Raw genomic sequence first — 18,283 nt, 5'->3', positions numbered from 1 at the left:
GCATGACTGACAGTTTCGTCACCCAGTGCCCGCATTGCCACACCAGTTTTCGCGTCAGCCATGCTCAATTGAGCGTGGCTCGCGGAGTGGTTCGCTGCGGCTCGTGCCTGCAAGTCTTCAATGCCGCGCGGCAATTGCTGGAACAACGGACCACCAGGGAGCCCGCTCCCACCGTCGCCGCGCCCCTGCGGCCCGCTGCCGTCGAAACACCGCCCAGGGCGATCAGCCAGAAACAGTGGACCGCCGCCGAGCTGGACCTGGATGACCTGGACAAGGAACTGGCTCGCCTGGAACGGCGTGACAAACGGGCGCCGGACTCCTTCGGCCGACGCCGCGAAGATAACCTGAGCGCACAGCGGGACCACCTTTCCGACGAGCAGGAGCCCTGGTCCGACAGCCTGTACAGCGAATCTCCCGCCGAACGCGCGGAAGCAGTGACCCAGGTCCCTATCGAACCGTTCGCCCCCCATGAGCCCGTCCGGCCACCACGCACCGAGCCGTCGCTGTCCCTGCCTCTGACGCTGGAACCACTGGAGCCGGACGATGAACCTGGCGCACCGCTGCACCTGGCGCCGGACGATGAACCCGACGAACGCCTCGAGCGCCTGTCCGCTACCGACGATATTGACGAAGAACCGGCCCTGCCGCGCAAGAAACGCCAACGCCAGGAACCCGGAATACGTGCCGAAGTCCTTCAGGACCTTGACGACGATCCGTTGCAACTGGACTGGCGCAAACGCCGCTCGCCCTGGGGGCGACGCCTGCTGTGGAGCCTGCTGATCCTGCTGGCCGCCGCCGCGCTGGCCGGCCAGTACATCGCCTACCACTTCGAGGAATTGGCCCGCCAGGACCAGTATCGTCCGTGGTTCCTGCAGATATGTCCGACCATCGGCTGCGACGTGCCGTCCAAAGTCGACATCGCCAAGATCAAGAGCAGCAACCTGGTGGTACGCAGTCATCCAGACTTCAGCGGCGCCCTGGTGGTGGACGCGATCATCTACAATCGTGCGCCCTTCTCCCAGCCTTTTCCGCTGCTGGAGCTGCGTTTCGCCGACCTTAACGGGCACTTGATCGCCAGCCGTCGCTTCAAGCCTGGAGAGTACCTGGGTGGCGATCTCGAGGGCCTGGGGGAAATGCCACCCCAGACCCCCATCCACATCGCCCTGGACATCCTCGACCCAGGCCCCAAGGCGGTGAACTACAGCCTGAGCTTCCACTCGCCCGAGTGAAGCCACCGGGGCCAGTCGATTGACGGCGGCTTTCTGACCCACCCCAGCCGGACCAAACCGCTGGCGATAACAAAATAGCTGTTCAGATTTTATCCAATTCGATCTTTATCCAGTCATCGAGAGCGGGTATCATGCCAACCCTTTTTCGAAGTCTCATGATCCGGCCCCACTTCAGGGAAGTCCTATGTCGGCGGTACGCATCGGCCCATATACACTGCAGAACGGTCTGGTTCTCGCCCCCATGGCGGGCGTCACCGATCAGCCCTTTCGTCAGTTGTGCAAACGGCTGGGCGCGGGTCTTGTGGTTTCGGAAATGGTCACCAGCGACATGAGCCTGTGGAACACCCGCAAGTCACGTCTGCGCATGATCCACGAAGGCGATCCCGAGCCCCGCTCGGTGCAGATCGCCGGTGGCGATGCACAGATGCTGGCGGAGGCGGCCCGGGCCAATGTGGCGCTGGGGGCACAGATCATCGACATCAACATGGGCTGCCCGGCGAAGAAGGTCTGCAACAAGGCTGCCGGCTCGGCACTGTTGAAAGATGAGGCCCTGGTTACCGAGATCCTGCGGGCGGTCGTCGCCGCAGTCGATGTGCCAGTGACCCTGAAGATCCGCACCGGGTGGGACCGGGAAAACAAGAATGGCCTGACGGTGGCGAAGATCGCCGAACAGGCGGGAATCACGGCGTTGGCGGTCCATGGCCGCACCCGTGCCGACCTGTACACCGGCGAGGCCGAGTACGACACCATCGCCGCGATCAAGCAGGCGGTGTCGATACCGGTGTTTGCCAATGGCGACGTCGACTCGCCAGAGAAGGCCCGGTACGTGCTGGACGCGACCGGTGCCGACGGCCTGTTGATCGGCCGGGCTGCCCAGGGGCGGCCCTGGATTTTCCGTGAGATCGAACACTTCCTGCGCACTGGCGAAAAGCTGGCGGCGCCGCAAATGTCCGAGGTGGAACGAATTCTGCTGGAGCATCTGGCCGCGCTGCATGCCTTCTACGGAGAAGTCATGGGCGTGCGCATCGCGCGCAAGCATGTGGGCTGGTATCTCGCAACCCTGCCGGGCGCCAGGGAGTTTCGCGCCCGCTTCAATCGTTTGGATGGTACGCAAGCACAATGCGCCGACGTTCAGGCCTTCTTCGCTGAACGTTACAAGAGCCTGACAGGGGACGAAGGGGTGGCCGCATGACGATGATGACCGAGACTTTAGTGAGTGGAATAACACCCGTGAGCGACAACGTGAATTTGAAACAGCACCTCAATACGCCTAGCGAAGAGGGTCAGACCCTTCGCGGGAGTGTCGAGAAGGCGCTGCACAATTATTTCGCCCACCTTGAGGGCGCTGCCGTCACGGATGTGTACAACCTGGTGCTTTCCGAAGTCGAGGCGCCACTGCTCGAAAGCGTGATGAACTACGTCAAGGGCAACCAGACCAAGGCCAGTGAGATGCTGGGCCTGAATCGCGGCACCCTGCGCAAGAAACTCAAGCAGTACGATCTGCTGTAAGCATTCAATCAAACCAGAAAGGCGCCCGCGTAAAAAACGGTCGCCTTTTTTGCTGACTTCCCTTGCTTTTGATGGAAATTGAAATGACCGACCAGACCACCCGCCTGCCGATCCGCCGCGCCTTGATCAGCGTCTCCGACAAGACCGGGATCCTCGAATTCGCCCGCGAGCTGCAACAGCTGGGCGTCGAGATCCTCTCCACCGGCGGGACCTTCAAGCTGCTGCAGGACAATGGCGTCGCCGCAGTGGAAGTCGCGGACTACACCGGTTTTGCGGAAATGATGGACGGTCGGGTCAAGACCCTGCACCCGAAAATCCATGGTGGGATCCTGGGCCGTCGCGGTATCGACGACGCCATCATGAACGAACACGGCATCAAGCCGATCGACCTGGTGGCGGTCAACCTCTACCCGTTCGAAGCCACCATCAGCAAGCCTGGCTGCGACCTGCCGACCGCCATCGAGAACATCGACATCGGCGGCCCGACCATGGTCCGCTCGGCGGCCAAGAATCACAAGGACGTGGCCATCGTGGTCAACGCCAGCGACTACGCCGGCGTGCTGGAGAACCTCAAGGCCGGTGGCCTGACCTACGCCCAGCGTTTCGACCTGATGCTCAAGGCCTTCGAACACACCGCCGCCTACGACGGCATGATCGCCAACTACATGGGCACCGTGAACCAGGCCGCTGAAACCCTGTCGACCGAAGGCCGCAGCGAATTCCCGCGCACCTTCAACACCCAGTTCATCAAGGCCCAGGAAATGCGCTACGGCGAGAACCCGCACCAGAGCGCGGCGTTCTACGTTGAAGCCAAGCCTGCCGAAGTCGGTATCGCCACCGCCACCCAGCTGCAAGGCAAGGAACTGTCGTTCAACAACGTGGCCGACACCGACGCCGCGCTGGAATGCGTGAAGAGCTTCGTCAAGCCGGCCTGCGTGATCGTCAAGCACGCCAACCCGTGCGGCGTGGCCGTGAGCCCGGATGCCGAGGGCGGTATCCGCCAGGCCTACGAACTGGCCTACGCCACCGACACCGAGTCGGCCTTCGGCGGCATCATCGCCTTCAACCGTGAACTGGACGCCGAGACCGCCAAAGCCATCGTCGAGCGTCAGTTCGTCGAAGTGATCATCGCGCCTTCGGTCAGCGAAGAAGCTCGCGCCATCGTGGCCGCCAAGGCCAACGTGCGCCTGCTGGCCTGCGGCCAATGGTCGGCCGACCGTGCTCCGGCCTGGGACTACAAGCGCGTCAATGGCGGCCTGCTGGTACAGAGCCGTGACATCGGCATGATCGGCAGCGACGACCTGAAAGTCGTGACCCAACGCGCCCCGAGCGAACAGGAAATCCATGACCTGATCTTCGCCTGGAAAGTCGCCAAGTACGTCAAGTCCAACGCCATTGTCTACGCCAAGAACCGCCAGACCATCGGCGTCGGCGCCGGCCAGATGAGCCGCGTGAACTCGGCCCGTATCGCCGCGATCAAGGCTGAACACGCCGGCCTGCAGGTCCAGGGCGCGGTCATGGCGTCCGATGCGTTCTTCCCGTTCCGCGACGGTATCGACAACGCGGCCAAGGTCGGTATCACTGCGGTGATCCAGCCGGGTGGCTCGATGCGTGACAATGAAGTGATTGCCGCCGCTGACGAGGCTGGCATCGCGATGGTCTTTACGGGCATGCGCCATTTCCGTCACTAACATCGATCGATGTGGGCGCTGAGTTTGTGTGGGAGCAAGGCTTGCCCGCGATAGCATCACCTCGGTGCGCCTGATAAACCGAGTTGCCTGCATCGCGGGCAAGCCTTGCTCCCACACAAGCTCGCTTCCACAGAAGAGCAGCTTCAGCGCTGCATACAGAATCAGCGTCATCCGAGGTTTTTGAAATGAATGTTTTGATCATTGGCAGCGGCGGCCGTGAACACGCCCTGGCCTGGAAAGTGGCCCAGGATCCGCGTGTGCAGAAGGTTTTCGTGGCGCCGGGCAATGCCGGTACCGCCATCGAAGCCAAGTGCGAGAACGTCGCGATCGACGTGCTGGCCCTGGAGCAACTGGCCGATTTCGCCGAGAAGAACGTCGCGCTGACCATCGTCGGCCCGGAAGTGCCGTTGGTCGCCGGTGTCGTCGACCTGTTCCGCTCCCGTGGCCTGGACTGCTTTGGTCCGACCGCCGGTGCCGCACAGCTGGAAGGCTCCAAAGCCTTCACCAAGGATTTCCTGGCCCGGCACAAGATTCCGACCGCCGCCTACCAGAACTTCACCGAAATCGAGCCGGCCCTGGCCTACCTGCGGGAGAAAGGCGCTCCGATCGTGATCAAGGCCGATGGCCTGGCCGCCGGTAAAGGCGTGATCGTGGCCATGACCCTGGCCGAGGCCGAAGACGCCGTGCGCGACATGCTGGCCGGCAATGCCTTCGGCGACGCCGGTTCCCGGGTGGTGATCGAAGAGTTCCTCGACGGCGAGGAAGCCAGTTTCATCGTCATGGTCGACGGCAAGAACGTCCTGCCAATGGCCACCAGCCAGGACCACAAGCGCGTCGGCGACGGCGACAGCGGCCCGAACACCGGCGGCATGGGTGCTTATTCCCCGGCTCCGGTCGTCACCGCCCAGGTGCACCAGCGCGTCATGGACCAGGTGATCTGGCCAACCGTGCGCGGCATGGCCGAGGAAGGCAACGTCTACACGGGTTTCCTCTATGCTGGTCTGATGATCGACAAGGCTGGTAACCCAAAAGTCATCGAATTCAACTGCCGTTTCGGCGATCCTGAGACCCAGCCGGTGATGCTGCGCCTGCAATCGAGCCTGGTACTGCTGGTCGAAGCCGCGCTGGCCCAGGCGCTGGACAAGGTCGAAGCCCAGTGGGATCCGCGCCCGAGCGTGGGTGTCGTATTGGCGGCCGGTGGCTACCCGGGCGACTACGCCAAGGGCAGCCCGATCCGTGGCCTGGAAGCCGCGGCTCAACTGGAAGGAAAGGTTTTCCACGCCGGGACCGCGCTGAAGGACGGCCAGGTCGTCACCGCCGGCGGTCGCGTGCTGTGCGCCACCTCCATGGGCGCCAGTGTCGACGCCGCCCAGCAGCAAGCCTACAAGCTTGCCGCCGAGATCGATTGGGCAGGTTGCTTCTACCGTAAGGACATTGGCTATCGTGCCATTGCCCGCGAGCGTGGCGAAAATCTGCAATAACCCGGCCTTTCAGCCAGGCAGGGCTCCGTGGCCCTTGCCTGTCTGTCAGGGCGCCGCGCATAGTTATAATCTGGCATCAACCTACGAAGGGATTTCGCCGTGCGCTGGCTCAGGATCGCCATAGGCTTTACCGTCACCCTGCTGACGCTGCTCATGCTCCCGGCCCAGGCCGCGCCAGGCAGTGGCTGGGCGGTATTGCTCGACGAACAGGGCGACCTGAAGCTGAGCGACATCCGCTCTGCCCGCTACACCAACCAATTCAGCCCCATCGACCTCGACCGTCTCCAGGCCGCCGGGCCCGATGGAGCACTGTGGCTGCGCTTCCGGCTGGCTCCCGACAAGCATGAACAGATCCTGCGCATCTTCGCACCCGACCTGTCGCGCCTGAATCTCTATGCGCTGGACGGCGATGCCCTGGTCGACCAGCAGATCACCGGCAATGCCCTGCCCCGCAGCGAACACTCGGTACCCAGCAGCGATTTCATGCTGGCCCTGCCCCGCAGCGACAAACCGGTGGACGTCTACCTGCGGCTGACATCCCGGCACGAACTGCGCCCGTACATCACCTTGCAGCCGGCAATCATGGCGGCCGCGGATCAGAACCAGACCCTGATCTATGGCTTGCTGTTCGGCTGCCTTGCCATGCTGATCCTGCACAACCTCACCCGCTACGCCTACACCCGCTCACGCAGTTGCCTGTGGCTGGCGGCGTGTGAGGGGCTGCTGATGCTGAGCCTGGCCCTGTTGCTGAACCTGGCGGGGGGCTGGCTGCCCGACTGGCCGGCGGTGCAGACGCCGGGGGCCTACCTGGCCCTGTTGCTGACCGCGCCTTGCGGCCTGATGTTCGCCTACCGCTTCTTTGCGCCCCTGGGACCGCATCCGCTGAACCGGCTGCTGCTGGGGGACATCGTCTTCATCATGCTGTGCAGTCTGCTGCTGTTGTTCGTCAACACGCTGCCGCTCAATATCATGACCTATGCGCTGGTGGCCCTGGCCGGCCTGAGCATGCTGTTCGTCAGTGCCTGGCACTGGCAGAAGGGCTACCGCCCGGCACGGCTGTTTGTCGCAGCCATGGTGGTTTTCAACCTGGGCACGCTGATCATCCTGCCCGCCCTGCAAGGCCTCACGGAGGTCGCGCCCCAAGGCCTGATCGTCACCTTGCTGGTGTTCATCTGCATCAGCGGCCTGTTGATGAGCGTCGCCTTGGGCGAACGCCAGCGCTCCATCAACGAGAGCCGCTTCAGCATCAGCCGCGACCTGGCCGCGAGCAATGCCGAGATCAATGCCAAGGCGGAATTCCTGGCCAAGATCAGCCACGAGATCCGTACCCCGATGAACGGCGTGCTGGGCATGACCGAACTGCTGCTGGGCACGCCGCTGTCGGTTAAGCAGCGCGACTACGTGCAGACCATCCACAGCGCCGGCAACGAGCTGCTGACGCTGATCAATGAGATCCTCGACATTTCCCGGCTCGAATCCGGCCAGATCGAACTGGACGACGTGCAGTTCGATCTCAACGCGTTGATCGAGGACTGCCTGAGCATCTTCCGCGCCAAGGCCGAGCAGCAGAATGTCGAACTGATCAGTTTCATCCAGCCCCAGGTACCGCGGGTGATCAGCGGTGATCCGACGCGGTTGCGCCAGGCGTTGCTGAGCCTGTTGGAAAACGCCTTGAAGAAGACCGACGAGGGCGAGGTGCTGATCGTCGTGGCCCTCGACGAGCGCAGCAGCGAACCGCGCCTGCGCATCGCCGTGCAGGACAGCGGGTTGCCCATGGACGCCGAGGAGCGCGACACGCTGATGCACGCCGAGCTGCACAGCAAGAACTTCCTGTCGGCCACGCGCCTGGGCGGCAACCTGGGCCTGGTCATCGCCCGCCAATTGATCATGCTGATGCACGGCGAGTTCGGCATCAAGAGCGGAAGCAACCAGGGCAGCACCTTGTGGCTGACCCTGCCGCTGGACCCGGATCGCCTGGAGCATCCGACTTCCGATCTCGACAGTCCGCTGCAAGGCGCACGGGTACTGGTCGTCGACGACAATGAGACCTGCCGCAAAGTGCTGGTGCAGCAATGCAGCGCCTGGGGCTTGAATGTCAGCGCGGTGCCTTCGGGCAAGGAAGCCCTGGCACTGCTGCGCACCAAGGCCCACCTGCGGGATTATTTCGACGTGGTGTTGCTGGACCAGAACATGCCCGGCATGACCGGCATGCAACTGGCGGCCAAGATCAAGGAAGATCCGAGCCTGAACCACGACATCCTGTTGATCATGCTCACCGGCATCAGCAACGCACCGAGCAAGATCGTGGCACGCAACAGCGGGGTCAAGCGCATCCTCGCCAAACCGGTGGCCGGCTATACCCTCAAGACTACCCTCGCGGACGAACTGAACCAGCGCAACAAGGGCCATGGCCCCAATGTCCCATTGAATGCCGGCCCCGCCGCACCGGTGAAAGTCCCCAGTGATTTCCGCATCCTGGTGGCCGAAGACAACAGTATTTCCACCAAGGTCATCCGCGGCATGCTCGGCAAGCTCAACCTGCAACCCGACACCGCCAGCAACGGCGAGGAAGCCCTCAAGGCCATGAAGGAACGGCGCTACGACCTGGTCCTGATGGATTGCGAAATGCCGATCCTCGACGGGTTTTCCGCCACCCAGCAGCTGCGAGCCTGGGAAATGGGCAACCAGCGAACCCGCACGCCCATCGTGGCGCTCACCGCCCACATCCTGGCCGAGCACAAGGAACGGGCCCGCCAGGCCGGGATGGACGGCCACATGTCCAAACCGGTGGAGTTGTCGCAACTGCGCGAGCTGATCGAGCATTGGGTCGCCCAGCGCGAGCAACAGAATCGTACGGCGCAAACGTCCTGAGCCGACAGACGTCACAGCGCCTGATAGACTTCCGTCCTCTTTCTCCGCCTTGAGCCCCGACCATGCTCCATGTGCTGTTCAGCGTTTATCTGAAGATGCTGGTGCTCTACAGCCCCTTCTTCGTGTTGTCGTGTTTTATCGGCCTGACCCGTGGCTATTCGCGCAAGGAACAGCGACGCCTGGCCTGGAAGGTCGCGATCGCAACGCTGGTCTCCAGCGTCCTGCTGTACTTGTTCGGACGGGTGATTTTCAGCGTGTTTGGCATCACCGTGGATGCGTTCCGTATCGGCGCCGGCAGCGTGCTGTTCATTTCGGCGCTGGGCATGGCCCAAGGCAAGTCGGCGGTACAGACCGACAGTGTCCAGCAGGACGTGACCATCGTCCCTCTGACCATTCCGTTGACCGTCGGCCCCGGTACCATCGGTGCGCTGCTGGTGATGGGCGTGAGCCAGCCGCACTGGGACGACAAACTCATGGCCATCATCAGCATCGCCCTGGCCAGTTTCACCGTCGGCGTCGTGCTCTACCTGTCCAGCCGCATCGAACGGATCCTGGGTGACCAGGGTTTGCAGATCGTCAGTCGCCTGATGGGGTTATTCGTCTGTGCGTTGGCGGCACAGATCATCTTCACCGGCGTAAAAGGTTACCTGGTACCGTAGCTCCGCTGACCGCTTACCCTTGCTTGCGGCGGTTGAAGCGCTTTCGCAGTACTTCCCGGCGATGCTCGCCCAGGTATTCCTCGATGTCCGACCTGAACTCTTCGTAACGAGTCGGGTTGAACGTCACGAAGGATTTACCGCGAAAGATGTCCCGCGCCGACGATTGCCAGTTCACGAAAAGCACACCACCGTTATTCGAAGTGCCGGTCTGCCTGATCGAGGCGGACGAGGCGATCAGGATGCCGTTGGCCAACTGCTCGCAGGGAATCACGGAGAGGCGGGCACCCTCGGGGGTCTTGACCTGGCTGTTGTACAGATTGAGGGTTTGCTTGTCCTGCTTCAGCCCGTCGATCGTGGTGTTCACCACCGTACCGAGCACCGACGCTGCCGGGACGCTGGCCTTCACGCCATCGATGATCCCCTTGACGATATCGCTGATCACGAAGTCCATGTCCACGCGCTGGGAACTCTCGGAGTAGCGGGTATAGCCGTCATCGGCCACGAAACAGCCGAGGTCGTGCAGGCACCGGATAAACGCGTCATACCACGCCAAGGTGTTCTTGCCCCCCGGCACTTCAAAGTTGGCCTCCATGATGGCCATGGTCATCAGGTTCTCCATGATCGCCATGTTGGTGAGCGACATGTTGGCGCCGTAACCTACCAGCGCGTTTCCCAACATCAGCGCGTCCAGGTCCCTGGTCGGGCTGTCCTGCAACGCCGCGGATCGACGCACACGCCGGCCGGCGGCAACCAGCGCCTTGCGCCTGTTGATGCGCGCGCCGATCAGCTCAATACTCTGTTCAACACTTACTTCACTTTCAAACTGTTCCATATAACTTCCCTGGTTATGTAATGACCGCTCCTGCGGACCAACAGCAATCTAATTCAGCCTTCAGGCAAACTGCAACTTTCAGCCAATTACAACATATGTAGCCCTTCTTGCTTCCCACCCCAACAAACATCCAGATTTAAATCAACTCTTTCATTCACTTGAACTCACCGATCATCGTTGTATTTATAAAGACAACTTTAACGGAGACTCCCCATGAACACCCCATTACTGACCGGCCTGGTCACGGGCCCTAACCTGCTGTCCTATATCGAGACGCTTTCCCCGCAGGATCACAACGACATCGCGGACTGCAACAGCATTGCCACCCGATCAGCCGACCTTGGCCATAACCGCTACACCGACTCGAAAGGCTGGTTCGAAGAGTACGTCCGCACGCTGAATTTCCTCGGCTGGTCGCTGTATGACGACACTATCTTCACCCGTACCCGGCACCTCGTCTCGGGCTCGGTGGCAGACTTTTTGGTTCAGGGCGCCCAGGCCATGAAGGATTCGCGGCAGGCGAACGCGATGATCGACACCCTCGATGCCCTGAAAGCCGATCAGCCGGCGATGCTGTCCTTCGACAGGGAAACCCGGCAAGGCGAAACGTTTCAGATCATCCCGGCCCGCTACGACTCACGGAACAACGTCCATATCGCCGTCTATAAACTCGAGCTGAGTGTGGATATAAAAAAACATAACTTTCTATTCTGGAACTGGGAAAAGCGTTCGGCAAAAATTGTCCAGCAACAAGCATTCCTCAAATTGGACAGGGACCACTTGAACAATAAAAGACCGCTCATCAAAAAGAAGCTCGACGAACACCTCATGAAGCGATTCAACCTGAGAAGAATCGCCCCCTGAGTGTTCAGCAACCTGACGGTCAGATTAATTCACTGCATTGTTTTCCAGCGTCTTCGAGACGTTCAGCAACGCCTTCAGCGTGATGCTATTGCGCGGATTAGGCTGGGCGTCCAAGCGCTGTATCAACCTCGAAACGGCATAGCGTCGATGGGCCTCGAAACTGAGCAACACCTCACCCCGCAAGTTGATATCGCTGGCATACACTTCACGAACAATCACACTGTGCCCGGTGTCAGGATCAATGATCACCAAGTGCTCATCGACAATGCTCAGCAGCAGTCGGTCCGGGTCATCCAGCTCCCAGATCAGCTTGCCAGGCTCGGCAGCCGTGCCATCCAGAGGAGGCCGGCAGTCGAGAACGACCGATTCGAGCCTCAGCCACGCCGCCTTCGTCAGCCGATAACTCATCCCCCCCTGCCCCATGCGCAGGATCAGGGTCGTGACCTCGTCCGGCAGCAGACCGTCGATCTTCAGCTTTTCCCCGCCGATGGCCAACACCTCGCCCTCACGCTGGACGTAGCCGAGGGGGCCCGCCTCTTCCATGGCCGGGTAGCTCAACAGCCTGCCTTTGCTCTGTTCATGAAGCAGCACGTTGTCCTGTCGCCGGGTTCCCAATACATCGAAGACTCCCGGAATATCGACCTTGGGCACCCGAATCAGGCGCTTGCGCTCAGTGACGAACCATTTCAGGTCGTCGGGATCCTCCACGGTCAGTAACGCGCTACGAAACGGCTGGTCCGCCAATTGCTCGAGCATTTCCTGCTCCCGGCCATCCTGGGCAATGACCCATTCACGCGTCACGCCCGTGATCAACACCGGCGCTCGATTGCGCAGCGACACCACGACACCTTCGGGCGTCACGCCCCGCAGCCCGGGGCCTTCGACCGTCACCTCGGCAAATGTCCAGGACGCCCATTCACGCTGCGCCGTGGGTAACGCATCAGCCTGCAACACTCGCGCGCCCTGTCCGAAAGCCGGCTCAAGCTTCTGCGGATCGATGAAGGTCTGGCGATACACTGCGCCCTTCGAGACATCGAACAGCCAGGCCGCCTCGCCATCCGGCGTGACGCTCAGCAAGCGCATGTCCTTGCCATGCCCCGGTTCGGCCAGCAGCAGCCTGTTGCCGATGTACCAGGCACACAACGTCGCGTCAGCGCGGAAACTGGTCAGACCGACAAGGGCCAGACGCTTGCTGGCGTGTCGTCGGGCCAGCGGCTCCAATGCAGACCACCAATGTGCCCGACTCTTGAACCATGGCTCGTTCACGCCTCCCAGGCTCAGTTCGCCCTGGTCCGTGAGGGTGTAGAACAGCCCGTCGGAAGTCAGCACCAGGTAGCCATCGTCGATGGCGATGATATTTTCCAGTTTCTCGTGCTGCTTCCACTTGCTCGACCATTGCCACTTGTCCGCCACCCGAGTGCGTCGCCGGCGGCACAGCGTCTTTGCGGGCCTGTCGTATACGATGAACACATCGCTGCCATCCTTCGGCGTGAGCAAGGTCAGATCCGTCATGTTCCTGATCGAATCCGGCCAGCCACGCAGATGATTGTGTTTCGGCACGGGGCGGATGATCAGTTGGTCGCTGCGACGAACCCAGGCCATGTCCCGCCGTTGCGCGTCGATTTTCCAGCAGACCGACACAAAGGGGGCCGGCTGCCAGTTGACGGTGACGTAAGCCGCCTCCTTGTCGACATACGGTGTGAAGGGGTAACCGTCGCCCAGGACCTGGGCCCAGTCGGCCAGTGTTTCGCTGGCACTGAACACCGACTCCAGCGCCGGCCCCGCATCCCGGGTCACCGAACTCAACAGCAATTGCCCATCATGGATCACATAGACCAGCACATCGCGGGTCTGGTCGGCGCGGGTGATGCGCTGCTCGACATGAACCACTCCTTGAGCGTCCGCCTCGACGCGGCTGATAGTGGTCGCCGCATCCCTTGCGCTGCGTAGCCAATAACGATGACTCAACAGCCCGGTGGTCGCGTCGGCCTGCCAGACGATCAAGCCCTGCGGGTCAAAGAAGTAGGCGCTGTCGCCTGCCACCGCGCCTAACAGCGCGTCATCGGTACCGGGGATCTCGTTACGGATGTACAGGAACCGATCCTCCTTCGAGTCATACCAGGCCGTGACGTGACGGGGCTCGTCGGGCTTCTCGAAGGGAACCCGGTAACGATGGAGCGGCGTGTAGGGCATCACCAGGCGGTGACCTTGCGCCAGGCTCCTGAGGTGTGACTGCAGCGCCTGTCGATCCATGCCCGCAGGTACATCCTGCTCAAGGAGCGTGAGCTTGCGTTCGCCCAGCCCGACCTGGAACACCTGGTTGCCAGCGATCCGCAGCAGCACGTCATGAAGACCCGTTCCGGTGAAGCTCACCTGGACGGCGCCCACGAACAGGTTCGCGTAGCGCTCGACCCGGATGTCGCTCTCGCTGGCCCATGGAGCGTCCAATACCCAATCCGACTTCCGGCGGTTCAGCGACTCGAGCGTGAGACTCACACCCGGATTGAGGCCCACCGCGCAGCGCTTGCCCGCGCCTTTGATCCGATAGCTGATTTTTCCGTGCCATTGCGCAGGAAGCACCGGCACCACCAGGGAGCGCTCGGCCTCATCGAGCACCACGTCGATTACGGTTGGCCGATAGTCCGGGAGCATGCGGTGCAGGATGTAGTCGCTCGGAAATGAATAAAACGAAAACAGGAACAACCATCCGCCATCCGCCTTTTTTTTCTCCAGCCGCCGTGCCGTGTCGAAGCCGGTGTCATGGCGCAGTCCCGCGAATGGCAGCGCCTTGTACTCATAGCGGTAACAGGTTTCCGGCACGCAAGGCAGTACGATGGCCTGGCCGGCGGACGGGGTGAACTTGACCCGATCGACCAGGCGCAGCTCCCGTCGGATATCGATCGCCCGGTCATAATCGTCATCGAACGTCGGCACACCGAAATGATCACGCAATGGATACAACTTCGGGCTGTCCAGGGCCAGTTCGCCACGGACAAGATCCAACGTGCCGGCGATCAGTGACGGACGCGGCAACCAGGCGTCGCTGCGGGCGTCAAACCGATAGGCCTGGAGATGGGCCTTGCTCAGTTCGTCGAAGAACAGCCCGACCTGTTTGGCTTCTTCGGCAATGGCGGCAAACCCCTGGGCCACTGCCGTCATCCCTACCGCCAGGCCGCCCAGGATCACGGCAGCCCCGCCAAGAATCGCTCCGGCCGTGGTGGCACCGACTGCAAGCGCTCCCGCCGACAACATCAGCCCGGCCGAATCGAACGCCAGTTGAGTACCGAACCGGGCGCGCTCGATCTCATTGGACGCGGTCGACAACTGATAGATATCGAACCCCACATTCGCCAGTTGCAGCACGCCTCCGGTCGCCTCGCTCACGCTGGACCCCACCGCCGCCTTGACCACGGGTGCGACGGTGCGGGCAATCAGCTTTTCTTCCGCCAACGCCTGCCGGACCAAACCGATCAAGCCCGCTACATCGGCCACGTTGCCATGCACCAGTTGTGCGTAGTTGACATAGCCATGCAGCCGGACCGCCAGGGACAAGGGACGCTCCGGCCCTTCCCGCTCAGTCAGCGCGGACATCAGTGCCTGTATGCTGAAGCCGGCATTGAGGGTGTGAACACTGCCCACTTCGGCAGGCTCGCCCGGGACCAGGGGTTTGTTGGCCAAGGCCAGGAAACGCTCCGAGAGGTAGTCCTTGATCCGCAGGAGTCGATGATCGTCGCTGACAACCCGTACCAACTGCCCGGGCTCCTTCGGATCGATCAGGTTGATCCGATACGACCCGTCCGAGGTGATTTCCAGTGTTTCGAATAACGGCACAAGCTGCGGCGCCAATCGGTTCTGCTGCTTGAGCTGGGTCGTGACTTCTGCAATCCGCTGTCCCCACCAGTGACCGTCCAGCGCCAGCAGGCTGCTGCCGAGTCGAGGATTGTTCATGAGCGATTGTCCGCGGGCACTGGCCAACCGCTGCGTGACGGGGGACTGCGCATGACCAGGCAAAGCGCCGGGCTGCAACAGCTCCGCGACCCGGATCGAACCGGGCAACGAGGCTTTCGACACCCGCTCACCGTCCAGCTCGATCAGCTCGAACGTCGGACGAGCCGCATCACCATACGCCGCATAGTGAACGGCCATTTCCTGCTGGATAAAGAAGCGTTCCAGCGCCTGTCTGAATCGAGTGGCATGCTCGAACTCGAAGACGCCGAAATTCGGATCGTAGAAGTGATAGGTGCTACGCACACCGTCGAAGGTCCTCGCCACCAACATGGCGTGGTTGTCGGAATTGAGCAGCAACGTGCCGGTGGTCGTCCTCGCTTGCAGGGTCTCCACCACCCGCTTCAGATCCGAACGCCCCAAGGCATTGCCGACGTCACTGAGCTGCACTTCGCGCAACGCTTCCACGCCTTGCAGGAACGTCACGCAATCGCTGGCCTCAGGCTCGATGGCCCCCAGGTAGAAGCGCTCGCGCAGGGTGTTGACCGCCGACTTATCCGTCGCCATGGCCGCCGCCATGACCAGGGTCAGCGGATAGCAACGCCCGCCGACCCTGTCGCCTTCGCCCTGAAGCAACAAGTCCTGGGGGACAAGCTTGATCGTGTCAGCCTCGAAGCCATCGAGGATCGTTGCCAAGCGCTCGGTGATCCGTACACGGTACTCAAGCTTCGCCACCTGCTGGATCCGGGCAACGTGCCGCCCCCACTGGCGCAATGTCAGTGGCTGCTCCAGCGCCTTCTTCTTCAAGCCCAGGGCGGTTTCGGAATGCCCGGGCGGCTCACCGCTCGGGTCAGCCAACCCGGCCTGGAAAGCCGACGCCTGAAGCTTGAACAGGACACGCTCGATCGTCGCGTAGTTGCCCGCGATGCCGCGCTCGTCGAGGTTGTTGGCCAGGTTATCCAATTGTGGGCGAGCCGCCTCGAAGCTGCGGTTATCCAGCGCCTGCGCGCCTATCAACGCCCCCACCAGCAGGCGTTGCAGTGGGCTCAGTTGAGCCACTTCGAAACTGCCCTTGGCCAGACGGCCCAACAGTTCGGTTATAGACAAGCGCTGGGTTTGTGCATCGCTCAAGGAGGCGGGGGGCAGCAGCTTCGTGTTCTGGTCGCGGATCGACTGGCGCTCGCTGAAACCCAAGGCGACAGGCTTGTCGAAAGTCACCGAACCGGTATGGCTGCGACTCATCATTGTCATGAAGGTATCGCCCAGCTCGTCGGCCAGATGCTGCAGCAACCCGGTGGATAGCACGTGGCGCCCCGCCAGCACCGGCCAGCCTTCATCGAACTGGAGCGAGCGGTACTTGAGCAGCTCAGCCATGTCACCGGCGTAACGGGCCGCGAAACGGCCGTCCTTCCAGCGTTTTTGCTCGTTGACGAGCCATTGCGCCGTATCGCTTTCATTCTCCTTCCAGGAGTGGTCCTGCTCTTCCTCGGTGGCCAGGTTAACGGAGCCAACCGCCGGGATGGCGGCCTCCGTGCGCCACCGCTCAGCCAATCGAGGCGTGAAATGCGCCTGTTGGTAATCCGCCATCCCCTCGCGCATGGCACCAGGTCCGGTCAGGTAGATCGTCACTTCGCTCTGGGGGCGAATGCCATCGCTGTAGTAGGTAGCGGCGGCCTGGGCCAGGAAAGACATCGTCATTTCCGCCTCCGGCGACAGTTCACGCAAGGTACCGAATACCCGGGTCACGGCCTGCTCGGCGACACGGGCCATGGCTTTGACATCGATAAAGGCAACGTTCTGTTCATCGGCCAGGCGTGCGGTAGCGCCGACGATTTCATAGTTGAGCTTGAAACGTTCGAGCACGGCCTTGAGCATCGCCGAACCCGGGTGGGCCATCAGAAATGCGTTGCTCAGCGAGTTCCGTACCACAACGGCGCGCAGCTCGTATGGGCGAGCCAAGCGTTCCACCGGCATGCGAAAAACGCGGTTCAACTCGGGTTTGCTGTCCGCGAAGCCCTTGAGTGCCTCGCGACTTTCTAATGGAATCTGTTCCAGGTAGTCCTTGTACCGGTTGCGCAAGGCCTGGCGTCCCGGCATCCAGTCGGGATTGCGATCAAGCAGCAACTGCAGCGTGCCCAGGCGCGCATCGGTCTTGAACCCGCGAATGTCGACCGGCCCGAGTTTCTCCAGCAAGGGTGGCAGACAGTCGACGTCGGCATATCGGCCGCCCTCCCTGAACAGCGCTTCGGCGCGCACGACATCGGAGGCTGAGGCAAAATTGCCACGCAGGCTGATCTCGCGTTGGTAGATATCCTTCAGTTGAAGCTCTTCACCCCGGGCCAGATCACGCAGCGCCAGGTTCCCTTCGGCCAGTGCCTGGAGGCTGTGCCGGTTATCGGCCTTGAGGGTATTGAGCCGCGCCTTGTCCTGGCCATAGGCCTGAACCAGCAGGTCCACTCTTGCATCATCGGCACTGCCGCCGTTTTCCATCGCCTTCTTGATATGGGCGTACATCTGTTGCTTGAGGACGATGACACGTTCTTCATAGCGGTCACCCAACTCAAACGCATCGGTACTGTCCTCTCCACCACTGGACATGGCATCTGTCTTGGCGGCCTCGACAATAATCCGGTTGGTTTCATAGGCCAGCAGTGCATCACTGTCATACCAGAGATAAAGTTGATGGCCGGCTGCGCCCACCAGCTGTTTCCATATATTGATGTAATCACGTTGAATCGCACCAACACCGCCGCCGAGCCAGGCAAAATGCAGTTTGTCCGGAACTTCGGTGGCGGGCACTTTCAATTGTTCGACACTGTTTTGCAGACGCGCTTCAAACTGCTCGACCTGATTCTGGATGTGCACCAGATCCATTGGGGCGGTGCCGCCGGGCGGCGTCGGTTCGGCGGCACGGCGTTGACGACTGCCTGGCAGTGCCGTCAATGCCTGTTTGAGCAGCCCCAGCGGCGCCAACAGGTATGGTGCATCCTGCACGGCGGTACAGCCGGAGTAATAGCGGAGCACCGCTTCATATTGATCGGTGCCCTTGTAGGGCGCCAACGCTTGTTCAAGATCCTTCGGTTTCAATACACCCTTGAAGTCGACATAACCCTCTGTCGAAAGTTTTTTCTCACTCATAACAACACTTCCATTTATCGTACATGAATAGCCGAAGCCATTTTCAGGCAACAGCAACCCACAC

The 18,283-nt window shown here is 61.6% G+C and carries 10 protein-coding genes; 8 read left to right on the top strand and 2 right to left on the bottom strand.

Going from position 1 to position 18,283, the window contains the following annotated elements; genetic code table 11:
• The first annotated feature begins 2 nt into the window (after window positions 1-2).
• The 7 genes from LOY35_RS03155 (at window position 3) to LOY35_RS03125 (ending at window position 9,440) form a co-directional block, all read left to right on the top strand.
• Complete coding sequence (locus tag LOY35_RS03155) at window positions 3-1,229, top strand: DUF3426 domain-containing protein (RefSeq protein WP_258630588.1); 1,227 nt, start codon at window positions 3-5, stop codon at window positions 1,227-1,229.
• A gap of 184 nt (window positions 1,230-1,413) precedes the next feature.
• Complete coding sequence (gene dusB, locus LOY35_RS03150) at window positions 1,414-2,421, top strand: tRNA dihydrouridine synthase DusB (protein WP_258630587.1); 1,008 nt, start codon at window positions 1,414-1,416, stop codon at window positions 2,419-2,421.
• Window positions 2,418-2,738, top strand: coding sequence for a DNA-binding transcriptional regulator Fis (fis, locus tag LOY35_RS03145; RefSeq protein WP_024781407.1), 321 nt, complete (start codon window positions 2,418-2,420; stop codon window positions 2,736-2,738). Before dusB ends, fis begins: the two co-directional genes overlap by 4 nt.
• An 83-nt stretch (window positions 2,739-2,821) precedes the next feature.
• Window positions 2,822-4,429 carry a bifunctional phosphoribosylaminoimidazolecarboxamide formyltransferase/IMP cyclohydrolase gene (gene purH / locus LOY35_RS03140; protein ID WP_258630585.1) on the top strand — a complete coding sequence of 536 codons (1,608 nt, stop codon included), beginning with the start codon at window positions 2,822-2,824 and terminating at the stop codon, window positions 4,427-4,429.
• A gap of 185 nt (window positions 4,430-4,614) precedes the next feature.
• Window positions 4,615-5,910 carry a phosphoribosylamine--glycine ligase gene (gene purD, locus LOY35_RS03135; RefSeq protein ID WP_258630584.1) on the top strand — a complete coding sequence of 432 codons (1,296 nt, stop codon included), beginning with the start codon at window positions 4,615-4,617 and terminating at the stop codon, window positions 5,908-5,910.
• 99 nt (window positions 5,911-6,009) lie between these two features.
• Window positions 6,010-8,781 carry a hybrid sensor histidine kinase/response regulator gene (locus tag LOY35_RS03130; protein WP_258630582.1) on the top strand — a complete coding sequence of 924 codons (2,772 nt, stop codon included), beginning with the start codon at window positions 6,010-6,012 and terminating at the stop codon, window positions 8,779-8,781.
• 62 nt (window positions 8,782-8,843) lie between these two features.
• Window positions 8,844-9,440 (top strand): MarC family protein, encoded by a 597-nt coding sequence (locus LOY35_RS03125; RefSeq protein ID WP_047700219.1) that lies wholly within the window; start codon window positions 8,844-8,846, stop codon window positions 9,438-9,440.
• 13 nt (window positions 9,441-9,453) lie between these two features.
• Here LOY35_RS03125 and LOY35_RS03120 read toward each other — a convergent pair whose 3' ends face one another.
• A complete protein-coding gene (locus LOY35_RS03120) occupies window positions 9,454-10,272 on the bottom strand; it encodes a hypothetical protein (protein WP_258630578.1) in 819 nt (272 codons plus the stop codon).
• A 213-nt stretch (window positions 10,273-10,485) separates the two neighbouring features.
• On the opposite strand from LOY35_RS03120, the gene LOY35_RS03115 reads away from it, so the two are divergent.
• A complete protein-coding gene (locus LOY35_RS03115; RefSeq protein ID WP_258630576.1) occupies window positions 10,486-11,136 on the top strand; it encodes a hypothetical protein in 651 nt (216 codons plus the stop codon).
• A gap of 24 nt (window positions 11,137-11,160) precedes the next feature.
• Here the strand turns inward: LOY35_RS03115 and LOY35_RS03110 are convergent, their stop codons facing one another.
• On the bottom strand, window positions 11,161-18,219 hold the full coding sequence (locus LOY35_RS03110) for a TcdA/TcdB pore-forming domain-containing protein (RefSeq protein WP_258630572.1): 7,059 nt from the start codon (window positions 18,217-18,219) through the stop codon (window positions 11,161-11,163).
• Between the last annotated feature and the right edge of the window lie 64 nt (window positions 18,220-18,283).

This window comes from Pseudomonas sp. B21-028, assembly GCF_024749045.1.
In the GTDB taxonomy this organism is placed as follows: domain Bacteria; phylum Pseudomonadota; class Gammaproteobacteria; order Pseudomonadales; family Pseudomonadaceae; genus Aquipseudomonas.
Note: the sequence above shows the minus strand (reverse complement) of the source record. Positions and strands in the feature narration are given on the sequence as shown.

Coding starts and splice junctions, on each gene's coding strand:
- dusB (WP_258630587.1), top strand. CDS start 1,414: ATGTCGGCGGTACGCATCGGCCCATATACACTGCAGAACGGTCTGGTT.
- purH (WP_258630585.1), top strand. CDS start 2,822: ATGACCGACCAGACCACCCGCCTGCCGATCCGCCGCGCCTTGATCAGC.
- LOY35_RS03155 (WP_258630588.1), top strand. CDS start 3: ATGACTGACAGTTTCGTCACCCAGTGCCCGCATTGCCACACCAGTTTT.
- LOY35_RS03115 (WP_258630576.1), top strand. CDS start 10,486: ATGAACACCCCATTACTGACCGGCCTGGTCACGGGCCCTAACCTGCTG.
- LOY35_RS03110 (WP_258630572.1), bottom strand. CDS start 18,219: ATGAGTGAGAAAAAACTTTCGACAGAGGGTTATGTCGACTTCAAGGGT.
- fis (WP_024781407.1), top strand. CDS start 2,418: ATGACGATGATGACCGAGACTTTAGTGAGTGGAATAACACCCGTGAGC.
- LOY35_RS03125 (WP_047700219.1), top strand. CDS start 8,844: ATGCTCCATGTGCTGTTCAGCGTTTATCTGAAGATGCTGGTGCTCTAC.
- LOY35_RS03120 (WP_258630578.1), bottom strand. CDS start 10,272: ATGGAACAGTTTGAAAGTGAAGTAAGTGTTGAACAGAGTATTGAGCTG.
- purD (WP_258630584.1), top strand. CDS start 4,615: ATGAATGTTTTGATCATTGGCAGCGGCGGCCGTGAACACGCCCTGGCC.